19 protein-coding genes and 1 pseudogene are annotated in these 13,941 nt (G+C 41.9%); all 20 read right to left on the reverse strand.

Annotation, left to right across the window (positions count from 1 at the left end):
- Positions 1-84 precede the first annotated feature (84 nt).
- Complete coding sequence (locus ACIQCO_RS19030) at positions 85-444, reverse strand: NrdR family transcriptional regulator (RefSeq protein ID WP_400431061.1); 360 nt, start codon at positions 442-444, stop codon at positions 85-87.
- Between the two features lie 2 nt (positions 445-446).
- Positions 447-1,175: a hypothetical protein gene (locus ACIQCO_RS19035; protein WP_400431064.1), complete on the reverse strand. Its 729-nt coding sequence runs from the start codon at positions 1,173-1,175 to the stop codon at positions 447-449.
- Between the two features lie 255 nt (positions 1,176-1,430).
- Positions 1,431-1,985, reverse strand: coding sequence for a hypothetical protein (locus ACIQCO_RS19040; RefSeq protein ID WP_400431067.1), 555 nt, complete (start codon positions 1,983-1,985; stop codon positions 1,431-1,433).
- A 140-nt stretch (positions 1,986-2,125) separates the two neighbouring features.
- A complete protein-coding gene (locus ACIQCO_RS19045; protein ID WP_400431070.1) occupies positions 2,126-2,329 on the reverse strand; it encodes a hypothetical protein in 204 nt (67 codons plus the stop codon).
- A gap of 24 nt (positions 2,330-2,353) precedes the next feature.
- Positions 2,354-2,482: a hypothetical protein gene (locus ACIQCO_RS19050; protein ID WP_400431073.1), complete on the reverse strand. Its 129-nt coding sequence runs from the start codon at positions 2,480-2,482 to the stop codon at positions 2,354-2,356.
- 60 nt (positions 2,483-2,542) lie between these two features.
- Positions 2,543-2,728, reverse strand: a complete 186-nt coding sequence (locus ACIQCO_RS19055) for a hypothetical protein (protein ID WP_400431075.1) — start codon at positions 2,726-2,728, stop codon at positions 2,543-2,545.
- A gap of 16 nt (positions 2,729-2,744) precedes the next feature.
- Complete coding sequence (locus tag ACIQCO_RS19060; RefSeq protein ID WP_400431078.1) at positions 2,745-3,122, reverse strand: hypothetical protein; 378 nt, start codon at positions 3,120-3,122, stop codon at positions 2,745-2,747.
- 29 nt (positions 3,123-3,151) lie between these two features.
- On the reverse strand, positions 3,152-3,691 hold the full coding sequence (locus ACIQCO_RS19065; protein ID WP_400431081.1) for a hypothetical protein: 540 nt from the start codon (positions 3,689-3,691) through the stop codon (positions 3,152-3,154).
- Positions 3,692-3,701: 10 nt separating this feature from the next.
- Positions 3,702-3,974 (reverse strand): hypothetical protein, encoded by a 273-nt coding sequence (locus tag ACIQCO_RS19070; protein ID WP_400431084.1) that lies wholly within the window; start codon positions 3,972-3,974, stop codon positions 3,702-3,704.
- 12 nt (positions 3,975-3,986) lie between these two features.
- The gene (locus ACIQCO_RS19075) at positions 3,987-4,274 is read right to left on the reverse strand and encodes a nucleoside triphosphate pyrophosphohydrolase family protein (protein ID WP_400431087.1); all 288 of its coding nucleotides are present in this window, start codon (positions 4,272-4,274) and stop codon (positions 3,987-3,989) included.
- Positions 4,274-5,191: pseudogene (locus ACIQCO_RS19080) on the reverse strand (DNA polymerase); the annotation flags it as partial. The pseudogene ACIQCO_RS19080 and the gene ACIQCO_RS19075, both read right to left, overlap by 1 nt.
- Positions 5,192-5,260: 69 nt before the next feature.
- Positions 5,261-5,662: an HNH endonuclease signature motif containing protein gene (locus ACIQCO_RS19085; protein ID WP_400431093.1), complete on the reverse strand. Its 402-nt coding sequence runs from the start codon at positions 5,660-5,662 to the stop codon at positions 5,261-5,263.
- Between the two features lie 175 nt (positions 5,663-5,837).
- A complete protein-coding gene (locus ACIQCO_RS19090; protein ID WP_400431096.1) occupies positions 5,838-7,532 on the reverse strand; it encodes a hypothetical protein in 1,695 nt (564 codons plus the stop codon).
- Positions 7,533-7,629: 97 nt separating this feature from the next.
- Positions 7,630-8,412, reverse strand: coding sequence for an HNH endonuclease signature motif containing protein (locus tag ACIQCO_RS19095; protein ID WP_400431099.1), 783 nt, complete (start codon positions 8,410-8,412; stop codon positions 7,630-7,632).
- A 2-nt stretch (positions 8,413-8,414) separates the two neighbouring features.
- A complete protein-coding gene (locus ACIQCO_RS19100) occupies positions 8,415-8,651 on the reverse strand; it encodes a hypothetical protein (protein ID WP_400431102.1) in 237 nt (78 codons plus the stop codon).
- A gap of 189 nt (positions 8,652-8,840) precedes the next feature.
- Positions 8,841-9,101, reverse strand: coding sequence for a DNA-entry nuclease (locus ACIQCO_RS19105; protein ID WP_400431105.1), 261 nt, complete (start codon positions 9,099-9,101; stop codon positions 8,841-8,843).
- 208 nt (positions 9,102-9,309) lie between these two features.
- Entirely contained in the window at positions 9,310-9,702 is a 393-nt protein-coding gene (locus ACIQCO_RS19110) for a beta-sandwich lipoprotein (protein WP_483874171.1), read from the reverse strand.
- 40 nt (positions 9,703-9,742) lie between these two features.
- Positions 9,743-12,832, reverse strand: a complete 3,090-nt coding sequence (locus ACIQCO_RS19115) for a DNA primase small subunit domain-containing protein (RefSeq protein WP_400431111.1) — start codon at positions 12,830-12,832, stop codon at positions 9,743-9,745.
- A 25-nt stretch (positions 12,833-12,857) separates the two neighbouring features.
- Positions 12,858-13,580: a hypothetical protein gene (locus ACIQCO_RS19120; RefSeq protein WP_400431114.1), complete on the reverse strand. Its 723-nt coding sequence runs from the start codon at positions 13,578-13,580 to the stop codon at positions 12,858-12,860.
- Positions 13,581-13,708: 128 nt separating this feature from the next.
- Entirely contained in the window at positions 13,709-13,918 is a 210-nt protein-coding gene (locus tag ACIQCO_RS19125; RefSeq protein ID WP_400431117.1) for a DUF1653 domain-containing protein, read from the reverse strand.
- Positions 13,919-13,941: the final 23 nt, after the last annotated feature.

Consider the following 13,941-nt stretch of genomic DNA (forward strand, 5'->3'; position numbering starts at 1 on the left):
CAGGTGGTAGTCTTTCGTAGTGCGGCTGCGCCAGTCCCAGAAGGAAGAGACAGCTTTAAAGTATGCTTTCTTGAGCTTGTCCACCTACAGCTTTCCCGCCTTTCGTAGCTTGATAATGCGCATTTCTATCCCTTTATAGGTGCGGTTTAGATTGGTAGCGATGACTTTGTAAGGGATATTTTCGTAGTACATTTTGATTAACAATTTGTCTTCTGTTTCTTGCCAGGCTCCTGCCCATCCTTGTTTCCCTGAACTGAACACGTGCTCCAGCTCTCGCACTCGCTGTAGGAGGGTTTCATAATATCCAGCAACCGGTTCTTCTACCTCGATAGTCGTGAAGCGGTGGCCGCAGGATACACACTCCCTGCGGCGCCTCTTGGTGTCTTTTACGTTTCGGCTGTTAACTGTTCTAAGATGCGATTCTTTACATTTAGGGCAGATCATGATTATTTACCGGCTATAAAATAGTTGCCAAAGGAGTCGCGGTCAGGGAATCCTGAATCAGCTGCCGGACGTTTCTTTAGCTCGGATTCACAGCTGTGACAAGCAATGATCTCTTCCTCAAAAGGCAGGTATCGTTTTCCTTTATTTCCGCAGTGAGGGCAATCGTAGCGGGTACGGTAACACTTAATTCCTTCTTTCAGCTTAATGCCTGTTTCCCAGAAACTCGTATCTTGCTCATCAGTCTTGATTTTGGCAGTTTCAGCAAGGCTAAACGTGTTACGGTCATTTCCTAACGGCAGCTGTCTAGGTCTGCGTTCTTCTTTTTTCTGCGCCTGTTCCAACCAAGAAGATTCAAGCACATTCACGACTGCTTCAGTTACCGGCTTAGTTTCCATAGCGACGACGATTCGGGAAGGATTCCGTAACTCGGTAATAAAACGTAAGTCGTTCACGGTAATGAAATCGAATAGCGCATGAGTGAGACGGTCAACGAGGTCCTCTTTGTTGTATTTGTCCATGCCGTATTCGTGTAAAATTCCATGAATCGATTCATGAAGCAGAACTTTGCTGGCGTATTCCTTTTTCATCTGATCAGAGAGCAGAATTTCCTGTTCCCAATAGCGTATTTCTCCTGTTACGTAATCACCGTTTGGTAGTTCTTTTACCATGCCTTCCATTACTTTAATTTCGTATGGAACTCCGCCGATAGTTAATGATTTTGGTAGATTCATTGTTTTACTTCCTCCCTTTTTTACGTCGATGAATTACATTATTACTTTTCTCCAACCACCTACGTTCGGTATTTTGCATTTATACCCAACGTTAATTCCATAATGTTGAATGTAATAAATACCGCATTTCTTACATTTCCATAGGTTTGATTGTGTAGTTTCATGCTCAGCAATACAGTTATAATCATGTTTACAAAAGCATTGTTTCAGCCCTAACATCATTTCACCTACTTCACCTTTTGTTCGAAGTATGAACTAACTCCACTGCTCAGCCATAGCTGCCGCAATACCTAGATAAGTTCGACTTCTTTCTTTCCACCTGTTTTCACCTGGTGGCATTTTATGAATACGATCTAAACGACCTTCAACAATATTTGTTGGATTTAACAAAGGCAAATTCTTAAGCCACAAACCTGTTTTTTTCGTTTCTCCATGTCCAAATTGCCAAGGCTGAATATATTGATCTGCTTTCCTAATCCGACTTGAAATAATCGAAACAGGGTTCTCTATAGCTATTTTTTCAATAGGTAAAGCCATAAGCCACCTAACAAAATCTAATGCTTCTTGTTGCTCTTTTTGTTTGTCTTTGAACCATCTAGCACCACTAATAGCTAAATGAGTACATGGAGGATGACAGACAGCCAAATCAAATTGACTCCAAAAACTTAAAGGTAGTTCTTTAACATCACCCTGGTAATGTGCTCCAGGTAATTCCGATTCAAGTAAATCAAAAGATACAGCTTCATGACCTAACCTGGTAAAAGCTTCACGAACAGTACCGCTAAATTCACAGATAACAGCAACCTTCATTTTCTTGTCTCCTTTACGCCTAAATTTCCGTCGATTGTGACTTACTTTTTCCGTCCCATTTCACTTAAAAAACCGAAGATGATTACTATCCAAATAGTTGTCCACCAAGGGTGTGCATAAATTACTTCCACTTTTTTCACCTACCCATTAAACTTAGATCCACGCTTGCCATTTTTATAATGAGGTTTCTGAGTCTTAGCAGCTTCATCTTTCAACTTTTTAACAAGTCTGCGGAGCTGTTTCACTTCTCTTTTCATGTTCAGATTTGCCCTTTTAAGTTGCTTATTTTGGAGAGTTATTGCCCCCAGCTTTTCTGTTAACGCTTGGTACGCTAAATCGTCCATGAGCCCAACCCCTTAGACTGTGCTTTATTTATTTGATACATCATCCTCATTAAGCTTTTCGTTTAGCGCCTTTTTCCAGCAATCTTCGCACAGGAAGTTTTGATAAGACGGGACATGACCGCCACATTCAACGCACTTTTTTGAACTATTCATCCAGAATCAACTCCTAGTATTTGATAGAAAATTTGAGTCATTCTAAGATGTTGGCATACATTACCGATTCAGCGGTCCCCTAACAAATTTGATATGGTACTCGCCTTCCGGTACCTCGGTCCACGTAATCCCATAAACGGTAAGCAGCGTTCGAAATTCCTCTGCGAATTCGTGCATGACCAAACAGCTCCCATAAAACATGAGTTCTTCATATCTCCTGCGCTGACGCCTCTCAACTTTTATCACATAACCGACCTCCGCTTTAGTGATTCCAAAAGGCTAAAAGTGACGAGAGTAATAAAACGACGCTAATCGAAAACCAAAAATAGATTCTTTGTTGTTTCTGCAAATACCGCATGTCCTTTATAAGGAAATTACGTTCCATCTTATAGGCTTCTTTCATCTGCTTTTCCGCCTCATACATATTCTTATAAACCTTCGCTTCCATATGAGCCTCTTGAACATCCTCTGTTAGGTTTTGCAGCTGTTGATCGTTTTGCTTCATTCCTTTTAGGCTTCCTTTCCGAACTTCCGGTGGTTGTTTCTTTTTGATTTTAGTAAGCTGGCGCTTGGTATTTTCTAGTTGCTTATCATTCTTACGTCGGTGGTACCCTCTGGCCCAGCTGTGTTCTTTTTTCATAACGCAGCCCTCCGATTTTAAATAAAATACTAAGCTAAAATTGCCTTTCTCCAGTCCTCAGCTGTTACTTTTCCACCCATAACCATTCGAATGATAAGTTTTAACAGCGCATCATTTTGGGAGATACGGCCCTTCATTTCTAGAAATTCAATCCATTCACCAATGTGAAGGCGTACAGCTTGGTTGGTAAAAAGCTCAATTCTTTGGTGTTTCCATTCATTTAAGGTAAATGGTTCGAACCCATAGTTAATAAAAGTGTTAACGAAAATGACGTATTGAACGGTATAGATAAACAGATCATCAACCGAATTACGAATCCCTTCGTCCTTTACTTGGAGCTCTCCACGCTTGATCCAGCTGCGGAGGCGGTCTAGCTTTTTATCCACTTCCCATGCCCAAAGCGTGCGAGCGTCAAGCTCCATCATTCCGCGCATAAAGCGGCTTTCGTAATCCGTATCTTTTTGGATGAACAGCGTAACAGCCTGATTAATGAACTGTGTCCAATTTTCCGCAACCTTTTCGCTTTTCTTCATCCGGTTAAATAGATTTTCATAATTATTTGTAGACATCACTAACCTCCTACCATTTTTTAAAACAGCTGTGAAATAAGCTAGCTTCATATTTTGGGAGACGCGTATTTTTAATCGTTTTCAGCTGGTCGACTACCTGGTTGTAATCTTTCCTAAACGGGCTTACAGTGAAATAAAGAATTAACGGGTTAAATGTTCCTGCCGGGTGATTCTCTGGCAGTCTTTCGATAACCCCGACGATACGACCAGGAGGCTTTTTAACATTACCTAAACGGTCATGCGCTTTATGAGTGGTGGTCAATTTTACGGCATTTTCTTTCATCACCAAAGCCTCCTATTTATAGCCTCGTACAGTTTCGGCCCATTTTGCGGCTACTGCAGATACTTGAATAAGTTCCATATACAAGTTGCTTGCATCGGTTGTCTTTTCCGCAGGGGTCCCTTTCTGCAGAGCCTGGCACACTTCCCCAACCTCTTCTACAAGAACGGCGAGCCAATCGGCATTTTCATTTTTCGATTGATGGCCGTACTTCGCAATTTGTCGCCATCGTTCCGCCGCTATGTCATCAATAACCTTTTGCATGGTACGGAATACTTGATCCGTACTTGGTGTCTTTGCCATTAGCTGTTCATCCTTTCATCTATCCATTTACCGAAATCGTTCTTATCACCCCAGCGGTAGCCTACTGAGGCATCCGCAATAATCGGCACAGGGAAATTCTTTAGAGGTTCTCTTTCCATACAGTCTTTCACCCAGTCACCGACTTTCTTTACCAGCTGTGGATTGTCATCGATTTCGAAAATGATTTCGTCATGGATTTGGGCGATCATGTCGACGTGGCCGTGTTGGAAAATCGATTCATTAACTATTTCACTAGCGGCAGCCTGTCCTAATTTCTGTACTTCTTTTTCCCACTCGCGGGCATTAAAAGTGTCTTCTCCAATTTTGTCGTATACATCGTTCTGAGCACGCTTCATGATATCTGCAGCGCTACCCTGAATTGGTGTGTTTGCTGCCTGCCTTTCCGAACCGCCACGTTCTTTACGGCCAGGGCTGTTAATTCCGGGGAGCATCCGAATGTAGCCGTATATCGTTTGAACGTAGCCTTTTTCCCTGGCATCCAGTACGATGTTCCGCTGGTATTCAGGAATTCGCTTATAGGCGTTCTTAACAGCGTTAACGATTTGTAAACAAGCATCTAAGCTTTTTCGAATTAAGTATTGGGTTTTAAATGTTGTTTGCAACGCGTGCTCCGTGCCGCCATATGAGATACCGAAGTTGCCCGCCTTGGCATCTGTTCGTTCTTTTTTCGTAATTTCACTTTCAGGTTTTCCTGTCATTACAGAGGCGGTACGTCGGTGCATGTCACCGCCTGTATTAAACAACTCTGTCATGACTTCGTCGCCTGATTTCCATGTCATTAATCGAAGTTCGAATCCTGAAAAGTCAATAAAGAAAAGGACTTTACCTGGTTTCGGTATAAAGAAGTTTCTAATTTTAAATTCATCGTTATCAGGTCGCGGAACATTCTGGCCATTCATTTGTTATGGTAGGGCTCTTTATCCCTACCTCTCCGGGTTTCCCAAACGGAGTATCAGACTATATCATCAACTTGTAAACTGCCCTTTTTCATTTCTTGGTCTTGAAGCATCGTGAATTTTCATATGTTCAGACCTATTAACTAGTTCAAGGTTATCGGGGTGGTTGTTCCATTTATCTCCATCAATGTGATGAACGATTTCATGAGGCCGTAATTTCCGACCTAATGTGTATTCCATAACTAATCGGTGTAACTCTATCCGTTCACCATACGAAGAAACCGCCAGGTACCCTTCTTTATGATCAATAACTCGTACTCCTCTGGCTGATCCTCTTCGTAAAATTACCAGCTTCGAAGCTTTGTGCCGAATAGCTGATTCTGTTTTTTCTAATGCCTCACTACAAAACTTGCATCCTTTTAATTCGTAATAATCTTGTAGAAACTTAATCTCCTGTTCTGTCCATTTCATGTTTCTATTCCCCCGAATAGTTATTTACAAGTGCCTGGCGCTCGTGTCGGTTTCTTCCGTTCTGGATTACTTCCGTTAGTCGTTGCACGTTCCCTACATCCCTGTAGGGCTTCGCTCATGATTAGCGTAGCTTCCGCCTTAGCCTTCCATGAATTCACCAGGTTTTCTTATGCAGTCACCCGCATAAGCCCCAATGTAGTTTAGGGTTAAAGCTGTTTGTTCTACTTGTTTCCGTAAACGTACTGTAGCCGGCATGAATACGTCCGCTACGATCATTAAAATACTTCTCTCGGCCTTTGATGTGGCTACTTAAAAGCGTCGAATATTTCTGGATTTTCTTCAGCTGCTCTAACAGCTGAAGTCCTGCGCCTTTATATGGATGTGGCTCCCGTTTGGCTATGCGGATTGACTGCCGTTCATCCTTACTTAAAGTAGGGTCCTGCTCTGGATCGATTTCCTCCCATCCTTTTGGTAGTTTCACACCTAGATATTTTTCTTCATCAATACTCATTAGATTGTTTTCGAGCATGAAGATCATATCGATGAGGCCTTCCTTATCTAGACTTGCGTCACCAGTCTTTTCGGACCATTTCGCGGCCGGAAGTTTCATCACATCAAAGATGACATGTTTTACTTCATTCGTTTTGCCTGCCGCGCCTGTGTTCACTTCTAAGCCGGTAGATTCTTTAATAATTTCTTTGATTTTGTCGGCCGCTTGTTGCTGCATGATTTCCGCTTCCTGCGCTTTTTGGGAGGCTAAATCTTTATCCCATGCCATGCCCCAGTATTCCATTAATCCGATGACCCGTTGGAACGGCATTTCGATTTTATGCAGCCATTTATCATACCGTGGGATCTGCTTTGCAATCTCGCGCCAGTAAAGATAATGCTGCAGACCGTAATCGCTGTCCTCTGCTGAATATAGAAGGCCATCTCCCTGACTTGCATCGATTTCATCGAAGAAATCAGCCTGATGTTTATATAAAAGAGCTGTAAAATCGTTCATGTTTACACCAAACGTGTTCTTTGTCGCCGGTTTTAACCCCCAACCTCTTGAAGGCTTTTTCGGGTCCTGTATTTTTTGCGGTGCTACCACCTGCAAGCAACGTACCCACATCATTAAGGGATCCGCTACAGGACCGACCACGTACCTCCCATAACGAGCCAGGTATTTACTTTCGAACGTGAAGTTAACGGCAATCTTGATAACTTCTTTATTCATCAAAATCATTCGTTCAAACGTATCCATGAAGACCTCACGGGCTTTATCACGGGTTAAGTGTGGCTCAAAGACTTGTCCCTTTTTATGGCTGATTGGAACGACTATTGCTTCATGTGGTTCAGCTGATATAGATGCTGTACAGATTTCGCCTTTCCATGGATCCAATGGAGTCCTAAGATACGCTTTCCGGATATCGTCAATTTCTCCATTTACCTCTTTAATCACAGCCTGCAGTTTTTTAATTTCCTTTGATATGGCATCCTTTTCCTTTTTAGTAGGCTGGGCATCTTCTTTTTTGAGAAGTTCATCCATTTCTGTTTCTAGGACCGCTGTTCGTGAAAGTAATGGTTCCACATCGATTAGATACTGTTTTCTCGTATCTTCATCAGCCGCTGTCTCCCAGTCAAAGCTGGCGAATCCTGTTTCCTGGCATTTCTTGAGATATTCCTCTAATTCATTTACGGAAAGGATAGGTCTGTAATCTTTCACCTGCTGCGGTTCAATTTTTGGCCAATTGATTTTAAATTCTCCTGGGCGCAGCTTGGTTTCCATTACCCCGCCTAGATTACTTTTAGGTGGGCTTTTTGGATTGCTTTTCGTTGTGCTCGCTAAGGTCTTCGGTGTTCCAAACAATGAACCTAATTTCATGAATTGCATCCTCCTTGTTCGATAACTTTTGTTATCACTTTAGGTAAAAAATTTTACCTACTTGGTTCTATTTTTACCTGCTTGTCCATAGAATCTATTAAGCTTTCTTTCTCCTAGCGCTAATTTTGCTGTATATATCAGCGATAACAATCCCAGTTTTGGTCAAATCCGCATCCTTGTGTATCAGGGCGCGCCTGTTTAGCACTGCCAGTTGTTTATTGGTTATGAGGATTAAATTATCTAACGCTAAGTTTTGTTTGTTCTGGTCCGCGAATAGTAAGACGTGTCCACGCGGGATTGGCCCATTAACTTCTTCCCACAGCACTTTGTGTTTATGTCTCCAGCGCTTGTGCCAAGGACCATCATCGGATACTTTGATTAAGAGGTATCCTTCCTGATCAATTCTTTCGCTACCAACAGGTTTATAATTGTTGGGGCGCTGTCCTTTTTTGAATGACGTTTCATTACCGCCGACATTGTACAGACCTTTTGTACCTTTGTTTGGAGGGGCTTTACCCTCGGTTCCTTTTAGCCCGCTTGAAAGTCTGTGTCTGTTCTTCCAAGCCTTGATCTGTTTCGTTGCGACTGATAGATTAAACGTTCTATTTACCAAGTCTGCTAATTCTTGATTAGATAGACCAATCACATTTTCCTGAATAAAAGCAACTTGCTCTTTTGAGAAAAGACGTTCAGGTTCCGTTCTTCTTTTTTTGGGGACGTTGCTTTGAATCTTATAATTAGCTTTAAAGCTTTTTATCTGCCCTTCTGTAACTTGTGCCCCAAACTTTTTATTAAACAATTCTGCGATTTCAGCATTGTATCTGCCTGGAGCAACCTCTCGAATAAAGTCCCGTTGTTCATTAGAGTACTTGTGAGGCATGGTTACCCCTCCAGCATTTTTGGTTTATCTTTTTCTACTACTGTACGCCCATCACCGTTATAAGCTACCTGAGCCTTTAAAACCAAATTGCCGTTTGCAATAACTTGAGAGGCAATTTTTGATACTGCTTCAGCTCTCTTGATTTCTTCAGTTAGCGCCTCACCTATAACGTCCTCGTCGCTTAGGCGCTCAAGCTGGGCGAACAGATGATTGTTCAAATCCCCCAGAGTGTTTTTCATTTATTTCATTCCTTTCTTTGACCGAGTGTTTTTCGTGACCCGTTAGCGGACGCTGCCATTTTATCCAAAATTGGTTTTCTACAAGAGGGGCACAAAACAGTGTATTTCCCCTTTTTTCGAGATAATTTCTTACACTTTTTGCAAGAAAAGAAATAACCCATTCTTGTCACTCCTTCAAAATATCAGTACCTACACATGGCCACGCTTCTTAAAATACTCAAACTGGCCTTTCCGTTTTAACTCATAAGCTTTACTTAAAACAGTTCCGTGTGTCCTACCAAGTGCCATGGCAATATCCGCTTTTTTCATTCCTTCCCAGCTGGAACACAAGAAAGCTAATTCTTTCACCGTAAAAGGCTTCCCGTGGTTCTCATGAAACTCTGGGTTGTACTTCATACGATGATTGGAAGCTGTATACTCGATTCCTTCACGAATATATATTTTCGGCAAACACGGTCACCTCCTCGTAGTTATTTTGCGATTGCCTGTATGGTACTGATCGTTTGTACCAATGATGCCATCGTACATAATCTCGCATTTCATAAAATTGATTGGCTTTATTGAGACAGAAATCTAGAAGATCATTTTTTAATATATACATTCTCCTACCATCCCTACAGTTCTTTTTAACAAAATAGTCGGACTACGTCACAACGCTTTATTTACTTGTTTGAATGTCAATGTCTGGAACAATCGACTCTGGACGGAATATAACTTTGTAGTGAAAAGCGTCCTCATATTTAGCGTCAGTTTGCTCCACGAAATAGCTCACGTTGTCACTCAATCCAAGGTAATGTTTTTTATATTGACCGTCTCCAACCTTACAAGTGACAGTTAGCTTCTTTGCACTATCAGTATTAAGTGAGCATAGTCCCTCAATCGTAAGCAGATATTTGTCGGTAATACCATTAAGGAAAACTATCTTTCTTTGTACTTGAAAATTGTCAGCTGACTTTGATAAGTTTTCTGAAACAGTGTCGGCTTCAGTACAACCGACAAGAGTAATAATTGACATAGCAATTACAAGAGTTATTACGAGTTTCTTTTTCATTTTCATCAACCTTTCGATTTTTATTAATTCGTAATTTCTGTCAATAGTAATCATCATTCATATGATCAAATAACCCCAGCTGCATAGCATAAGCGACAAACGCATTGAAGCGTGGCGTTTTCCGATACCCGCCGCTCGTCATGATGACCATCCGCATACGAACCAGTAAGTTTACGACTTTCTTCGCTTCATCTTTTTCGATAGAAAGCATGGCTTCTATATCTCCCAGTCTCAAATACTTCTGTTGAGCGAATAGTTTAATAAACTCAAAGTATTTATGGTCGCCTTTTAAAGTATCGATGCTACGTAGGTCCTTAGTTAATTTGTCATACCGTTCCTGCGTCATTTCCTCTTCTCGAAGGGCTAACTTCGCATAATAGTTTAGGCCGCACCCAGGGCTATTGTAGAGTGCCTTAAGGTATTCCTTAATAAACTCCACATGACCAGGCCATACTTGAATTCGTTCCCCTGACTCATCGACACTGTGAGTTAAAGCTGCAAGACCTACAACCAACCTGGCAATCTTATTACGCTGATCGGAAGGAGAAACTAAAGGTACGTCGGTCGCATTTCCGTACACCTTACTTAAGTACGTCGATACTTCTAATATTTTTTCGATGGTCCCATCCGTAAATAGAACTTCTTCTGGCGTTCTAGACCAAGCGAAAAGAATATTGTTTTTTAGTGATTGGCTGGTAATCATGTTCGGGTATGTCCCCAGCTGTTTATTATATAGATCAGGACTTACATCACTGGCTCTCATAAAAACAGCGAAATCGAATCGACGTATATCTTCGTTATTAAAGATATCCTTTAAGCTTTCTACACCTTGAGCGTAATCAGCTAACCGTTTTCCCTTAGGTACGTTCCCAGAAAGAATCGCTCGGACCCGGCAAGGTGTTTCTGCAGTAACCGCACGCTTAACTTCTAACTTCCCGTCTGATCTAGCTAAGGTCATTTCCCCGTATTCGTCTTTTGTAATGCCGGTAGCTTCATCGATCCAAATCATTTCTTTATCCGCTAATGGCCATGCTCCCCAAACGATATACCAAGCGCCGCCGCTTCCTGATTGCTCCATTTTGTAGGTTAGCCCGGTACGGCTGGTACTCTCTGCATTTACCCGAGCGCCAAGACCTGCGTATTTCATCATTTTTTCGATCAGAGCACTTTTCCCTGTTCCTGTATCCCCAACGACCTTAAGCTCTAGCCAGCCTCGGATTAAAGCATTATCCCACGGTACTTTAAAACGTAGTACGCTGTGCATCACCATAAGCACGCCTAGAAGGGTTTCATCCCTCTCGACAATATGAGTAACGTTATACGTCAAGTCAGTACAGATAGCACCAAGCTTTTCCTCTATGGCTGCCGCTGTATAATCCGCAGGCTGAAAAGATGCTAGGTCATTTCTAATTTCATCCGTCAATTCAAAGCTTTCCACGACATCCTGCAAGGGCTTCGCATCTTTAACCAGTATCGTGCTTTCCTGATTCTTTGGATGCGGGTACACATAACCGGTTAATTCGTAATATTTATTCTCCGATAAGGAGAGACCGCCAATCGAATAGACACGACGTAAAACATATTTCCCGTCCCCAACGTGTTCTTCTAAGCCCGACTTTTCCTCAGCCATTGGGATAACTAGAAGCTCGTCCACATTGGCATTATCCACGATTTCTGTATTGTATTTTGCGCAATTAGGAATCGTACTGATTTCTCGCAGGATCCCTTTTATGTTATCGTCGCCAATACCTGTCATCTGAATGAGCTCACGGTCCTGAACCCCAAGGTCTTTAAATAATGTATGGCTGGGAATGTCGTATAAAGGACAATGATACTTTTTGCATCCTTCACGCCCCCAGCAATGGTATTCGATTTTTTTCGGCACGATATACGGCGTATGTTTTTTACCGGCAATCATAACCCGTGTTTTGACAACCTTACCTGTTAGATCCGCATTACCTGTTTCCGCAAGGTGCATAAGGTCAGCCGCTTCTTCTGCCTCACTGTTTTTCTTGATGCAAGGACATAAATCACCAGCGCAGGCGACGCGCTCATATTCTTTACTACCTGGCTGCTTTTCGCCATGAAGGGAACGGATAAAGGCACACCCAAAACGGTATTCATTTTCGTCAGAAAAAACAGAGTCTACTACGCTTCGTGTGTTAGCGACACGTTGCTGCTTTTGGTACTCACTGTCTGCTGAAGTATGTTTAACAGCCCATTCTTCTAAAATCTTAAGCGCTTCATCACGCGAATGGCCGGCATCTTTGTAATAGCAAGCAAGCTGTACAGTAGCCTGGTTTCGGTCGCCGTCTTTCTTCCAGCCCCCCTCTAAAATGTCTTGCACACAGACTGGAGGTCTTCCTTTTTTAAAGTTATATTCTTCCTTTTCATAACGAGCGCTTTTAGTTGCTGCAGCTTGCGAGTGTTCATGTTTTTTGTCATTAAAAAAGAAAGATGCTTTTGGTCGTGCATCTAAACCATCACTTCGTTCTTGCCCGGTAAATGGGGCATCTTCTTTATGCCTTGGCCGGTTTGCTTTTTCTTTAATGGTTTCAAGTGGTAATGTTTTTAATTCATCGATACTCAGTTCAATCTTAAATAATTTTGTTTTTTGGTGAATTGAATTCGGTAATCTAAGCATTCGTGGCGCTGTATATACAACAAGATCTAAAGAAACAAGATTTAATCGATGTACTAGATAACCAGCTATGTGTTTAAAAATTTTATGCAGGTCGTTTCGCGGCGTGATCCCCATCGCCTGCGAATTGATTAAGATATGAAAGCCCTTTGACCCTGAAAAGTAGACCCAAATGTCACTTTCTTTTATGTCAAGTTCTTCTGTAAAAAACTCTAATAATTTTATAGCGTCGGCCTGGCTGATAGCGGGGTTTTCGGCATGATCTAAATCGAAGTACAGAGGGGAAATGAACGTTTCCCCTTTTGTCTTCTCCGACTTAGCAAATCGCTGTACGGTTGCGAAACAGTTATAGTTGTAAGCTTCTTCCTGCTGGAAACTTTTTACCTCACCTAACTCGATTCGCTTCCATGGAATACCTTTCCCGTTTTGGTCGCTATACCAGGCGTCGACGTATTTGTAGTCGCTCAGTTTTGGTTCTTTGTTTGCCATACGTAGACGCCCCCTAGGTCTTTACTTAAGCCTGTGCTGTGACAATTCCGTAGTCTTCTGGTTTAAATAATCCGACAGGCTTAAAGTTAAGACCAATCCAGCTTTGACTTGCGTTTGAACGGCTTTTCTTTTCTTCTGTTGTCAAGCGTACAACGATTTTATTAACTGCAGTACGAGATGGGATATTAAGAACTTTAAACTTCCCTTTGTATACGTCGAATGCGAACCTTCCCCAAACGATAGTGTCTGTAGGGCTGAAAGACATTAAGTAAATCTTAGGGAAATCATCCGGTGTCAAGCTGTCTACCGGCACAACATAAGCCATATAACGAAGGCTGATATCAGCAGCGCTATAACGGTCAGCGGCTTGAGGGTTTTCGTTTAACCAGCCGCTAAGTGCTTCTTCTGCCTCATCCTTTGTTTTATGAGCAACGATTAATTGACCGTCCTCCGGGCTTCCTTCTAACCCCCATAGAGACCAGCGCTGTTCACCAAATCCTACTACCACGTCGATTGTATCGCCGTACTGAACAGCCTCATCATCTTTCTCCTGGAAGTTACCTTTCTTGTTAACGGATAACCAGTCACCCATGCGGACGAAATCAAGATCAAGTCCTTGGTTGGCTTCGATAAACCCGTTTTTTGTTTCTTCTAAGATTTGAGTGATGTAATTGCTTCCTGCCTGCTGAACGACTGGAGTTTTTGCTTCCTCTTTTTCAGCGACTTGGTTCGTGTTTTGTTCAGTCATTAGTTATTCCTCTTTTCATTTTTTATATTTAATGAGTTAGATTAAACTATCGGACTTTTAAACAATTAGACTATTTTCTAAAAGAAGACAGCCACCTCCTTAACGGGGTAATTTATTTGAATTGTGTACTAACAATCTGGCAACAAAGAGTGCCATTGAAATTTTTCACAAAACAAATCGAATGGTCGTACCCAGATTTTATAGTTTGGATATAAAGCCATGTAAACAACCATCCATTCTTGCGTTTCGCTGTGAGTTGCAAAATTTACTATCCTATAAAGTTGTTTATTTTTCTTGTTTTTGTACGCGCCATTTATTTGCATATCTTCCCAAGTCATTGATTTCACTCCTTCGCAATATG

It is taken from the genome of Neobacillus sp. NPDC093127 (assembly GCF_044754175.1).
Classification (GTDB): Bacteria; Bacillota; Bacilli; order Bacillales; family Cytobacillaceae; genus Neobacillus.

Coding starts and splice junctions, on each gene's coding strand:
- ACIQCO_RS19120 (WP_400431114.1), bottom strand. CDS start 13,580: ATGACTGAACAAAACACGAACCAAGTCGCTGAAAAAGAGGAAGCAAAA.
- ACIQCO_RS19115 (WP_400431111.1), bottom strand. CDS start 12,832: ATGGCAAACAAAGAACCAAAACTGAGCGACTACAAATACGTCGACGCC.
- ACIQCO_RS19070 (WP_400431084.1), bottom strand. CDS start 3,974: ATGAAAGAAAATGCCGTAAAATTGACCACCACTCATAAAGCGCATGAC.
- ACIQCO_RS19095 (WP_400431099.1), bottom strand. CDS start 8,412: ATGCCTCACAAGTACTCTAATGAACAACGGGACTTTATTCGAGAGGTT.
- ACIQCO_RS19065 (WP_400431081.1), bottom strand. CDS start 3,691: ATGTCTACAAATAATTATGAAAATCTATTTAACCGGATGAAGAAAAGC.
- ACIQCO_RS19050 (WP_400431073.1), bottom strand. CDS start 2,482: ATGAATAGTTCAAAAAAGTGCGTTGAATGTGGCGGTCATGTCCCGTCT.
- ACIQCO_RS19085 (WP_400431093.1), bottom strand. CDS start 5,662: ATGAAATGGACAGAACAGGAGATTAAGTTTCTACAAGATTATTACGAA.
- ACIQCO_RS19075 (WP_400431087.1), bottom strand. CDS start 4,274: ATGGCAAAGACACCAAGTACGGATCAAGTATTCCGTACCATGCAAAAG.
- ACIQCO_RS19060 (WP_400431078.1), bottom strand. CDS start 3,122: ATGAAAAAAGAACACAGCTGGGCCAGAGGGTACCACCGACGTAAGAAT.
- ACIQCO_RS19125 (WP_400431117.1), bottom strand. CDS start 13,918: ATGACTTGGGAAGATATGCAAATAAATGGCGCGTACAAAAACAAGAAA.
- ACIQCO_RS19110 (WP_483874171.1), bottom strand. CDS start 9,702: ATGAAAAAGAAACTCGTAATAACTCTTGTAATTGCTATGTCAATTATT.
- ACIQCO_RS19090 (WP_400431096.1), bottom strand. CDS start 7,532: ATGAAATTAGGTTCATTGTTTGGAACACCGAAGACCTTAGCGAGCACA.
- ACIQCO_RS19040 (WP_400431067.1), bottom strand. CDS start 1,985: ATGAAGGTTGCTGTTATCTGTGAATTTAGCGGTACTGTTCGTGAAGCT.
- ACIQCO_RS19100 (WP_400431102.1), bottom strand. CDS start 8,651: ATGAAAAACACTCTGGGGGATTTGAACAATCATCTGTTCGCCCAGCTT.
- ACIQCO_RS19035 (WP_400431064.1), bottom strand. CDS start 1,175: ATGAATCTACCAAAATCATTAACTATCGGCGGAGTTCCATACGAAATT.
- ACIQCO_RS19030 (WP_400431061.1), bottom strand. CDS start 444: ATGATCTGCCCTAAATGTAAAGAATCGCATCTTAGAACAGTTAACAGC.
- ACIQCO_RS19045 (WP_400431070.1), bottom strand. CDS start 2,329: ATGGACGATTTAGCGTACCAAGCGTTAACAGAAAAGCTGGGGGCAATA.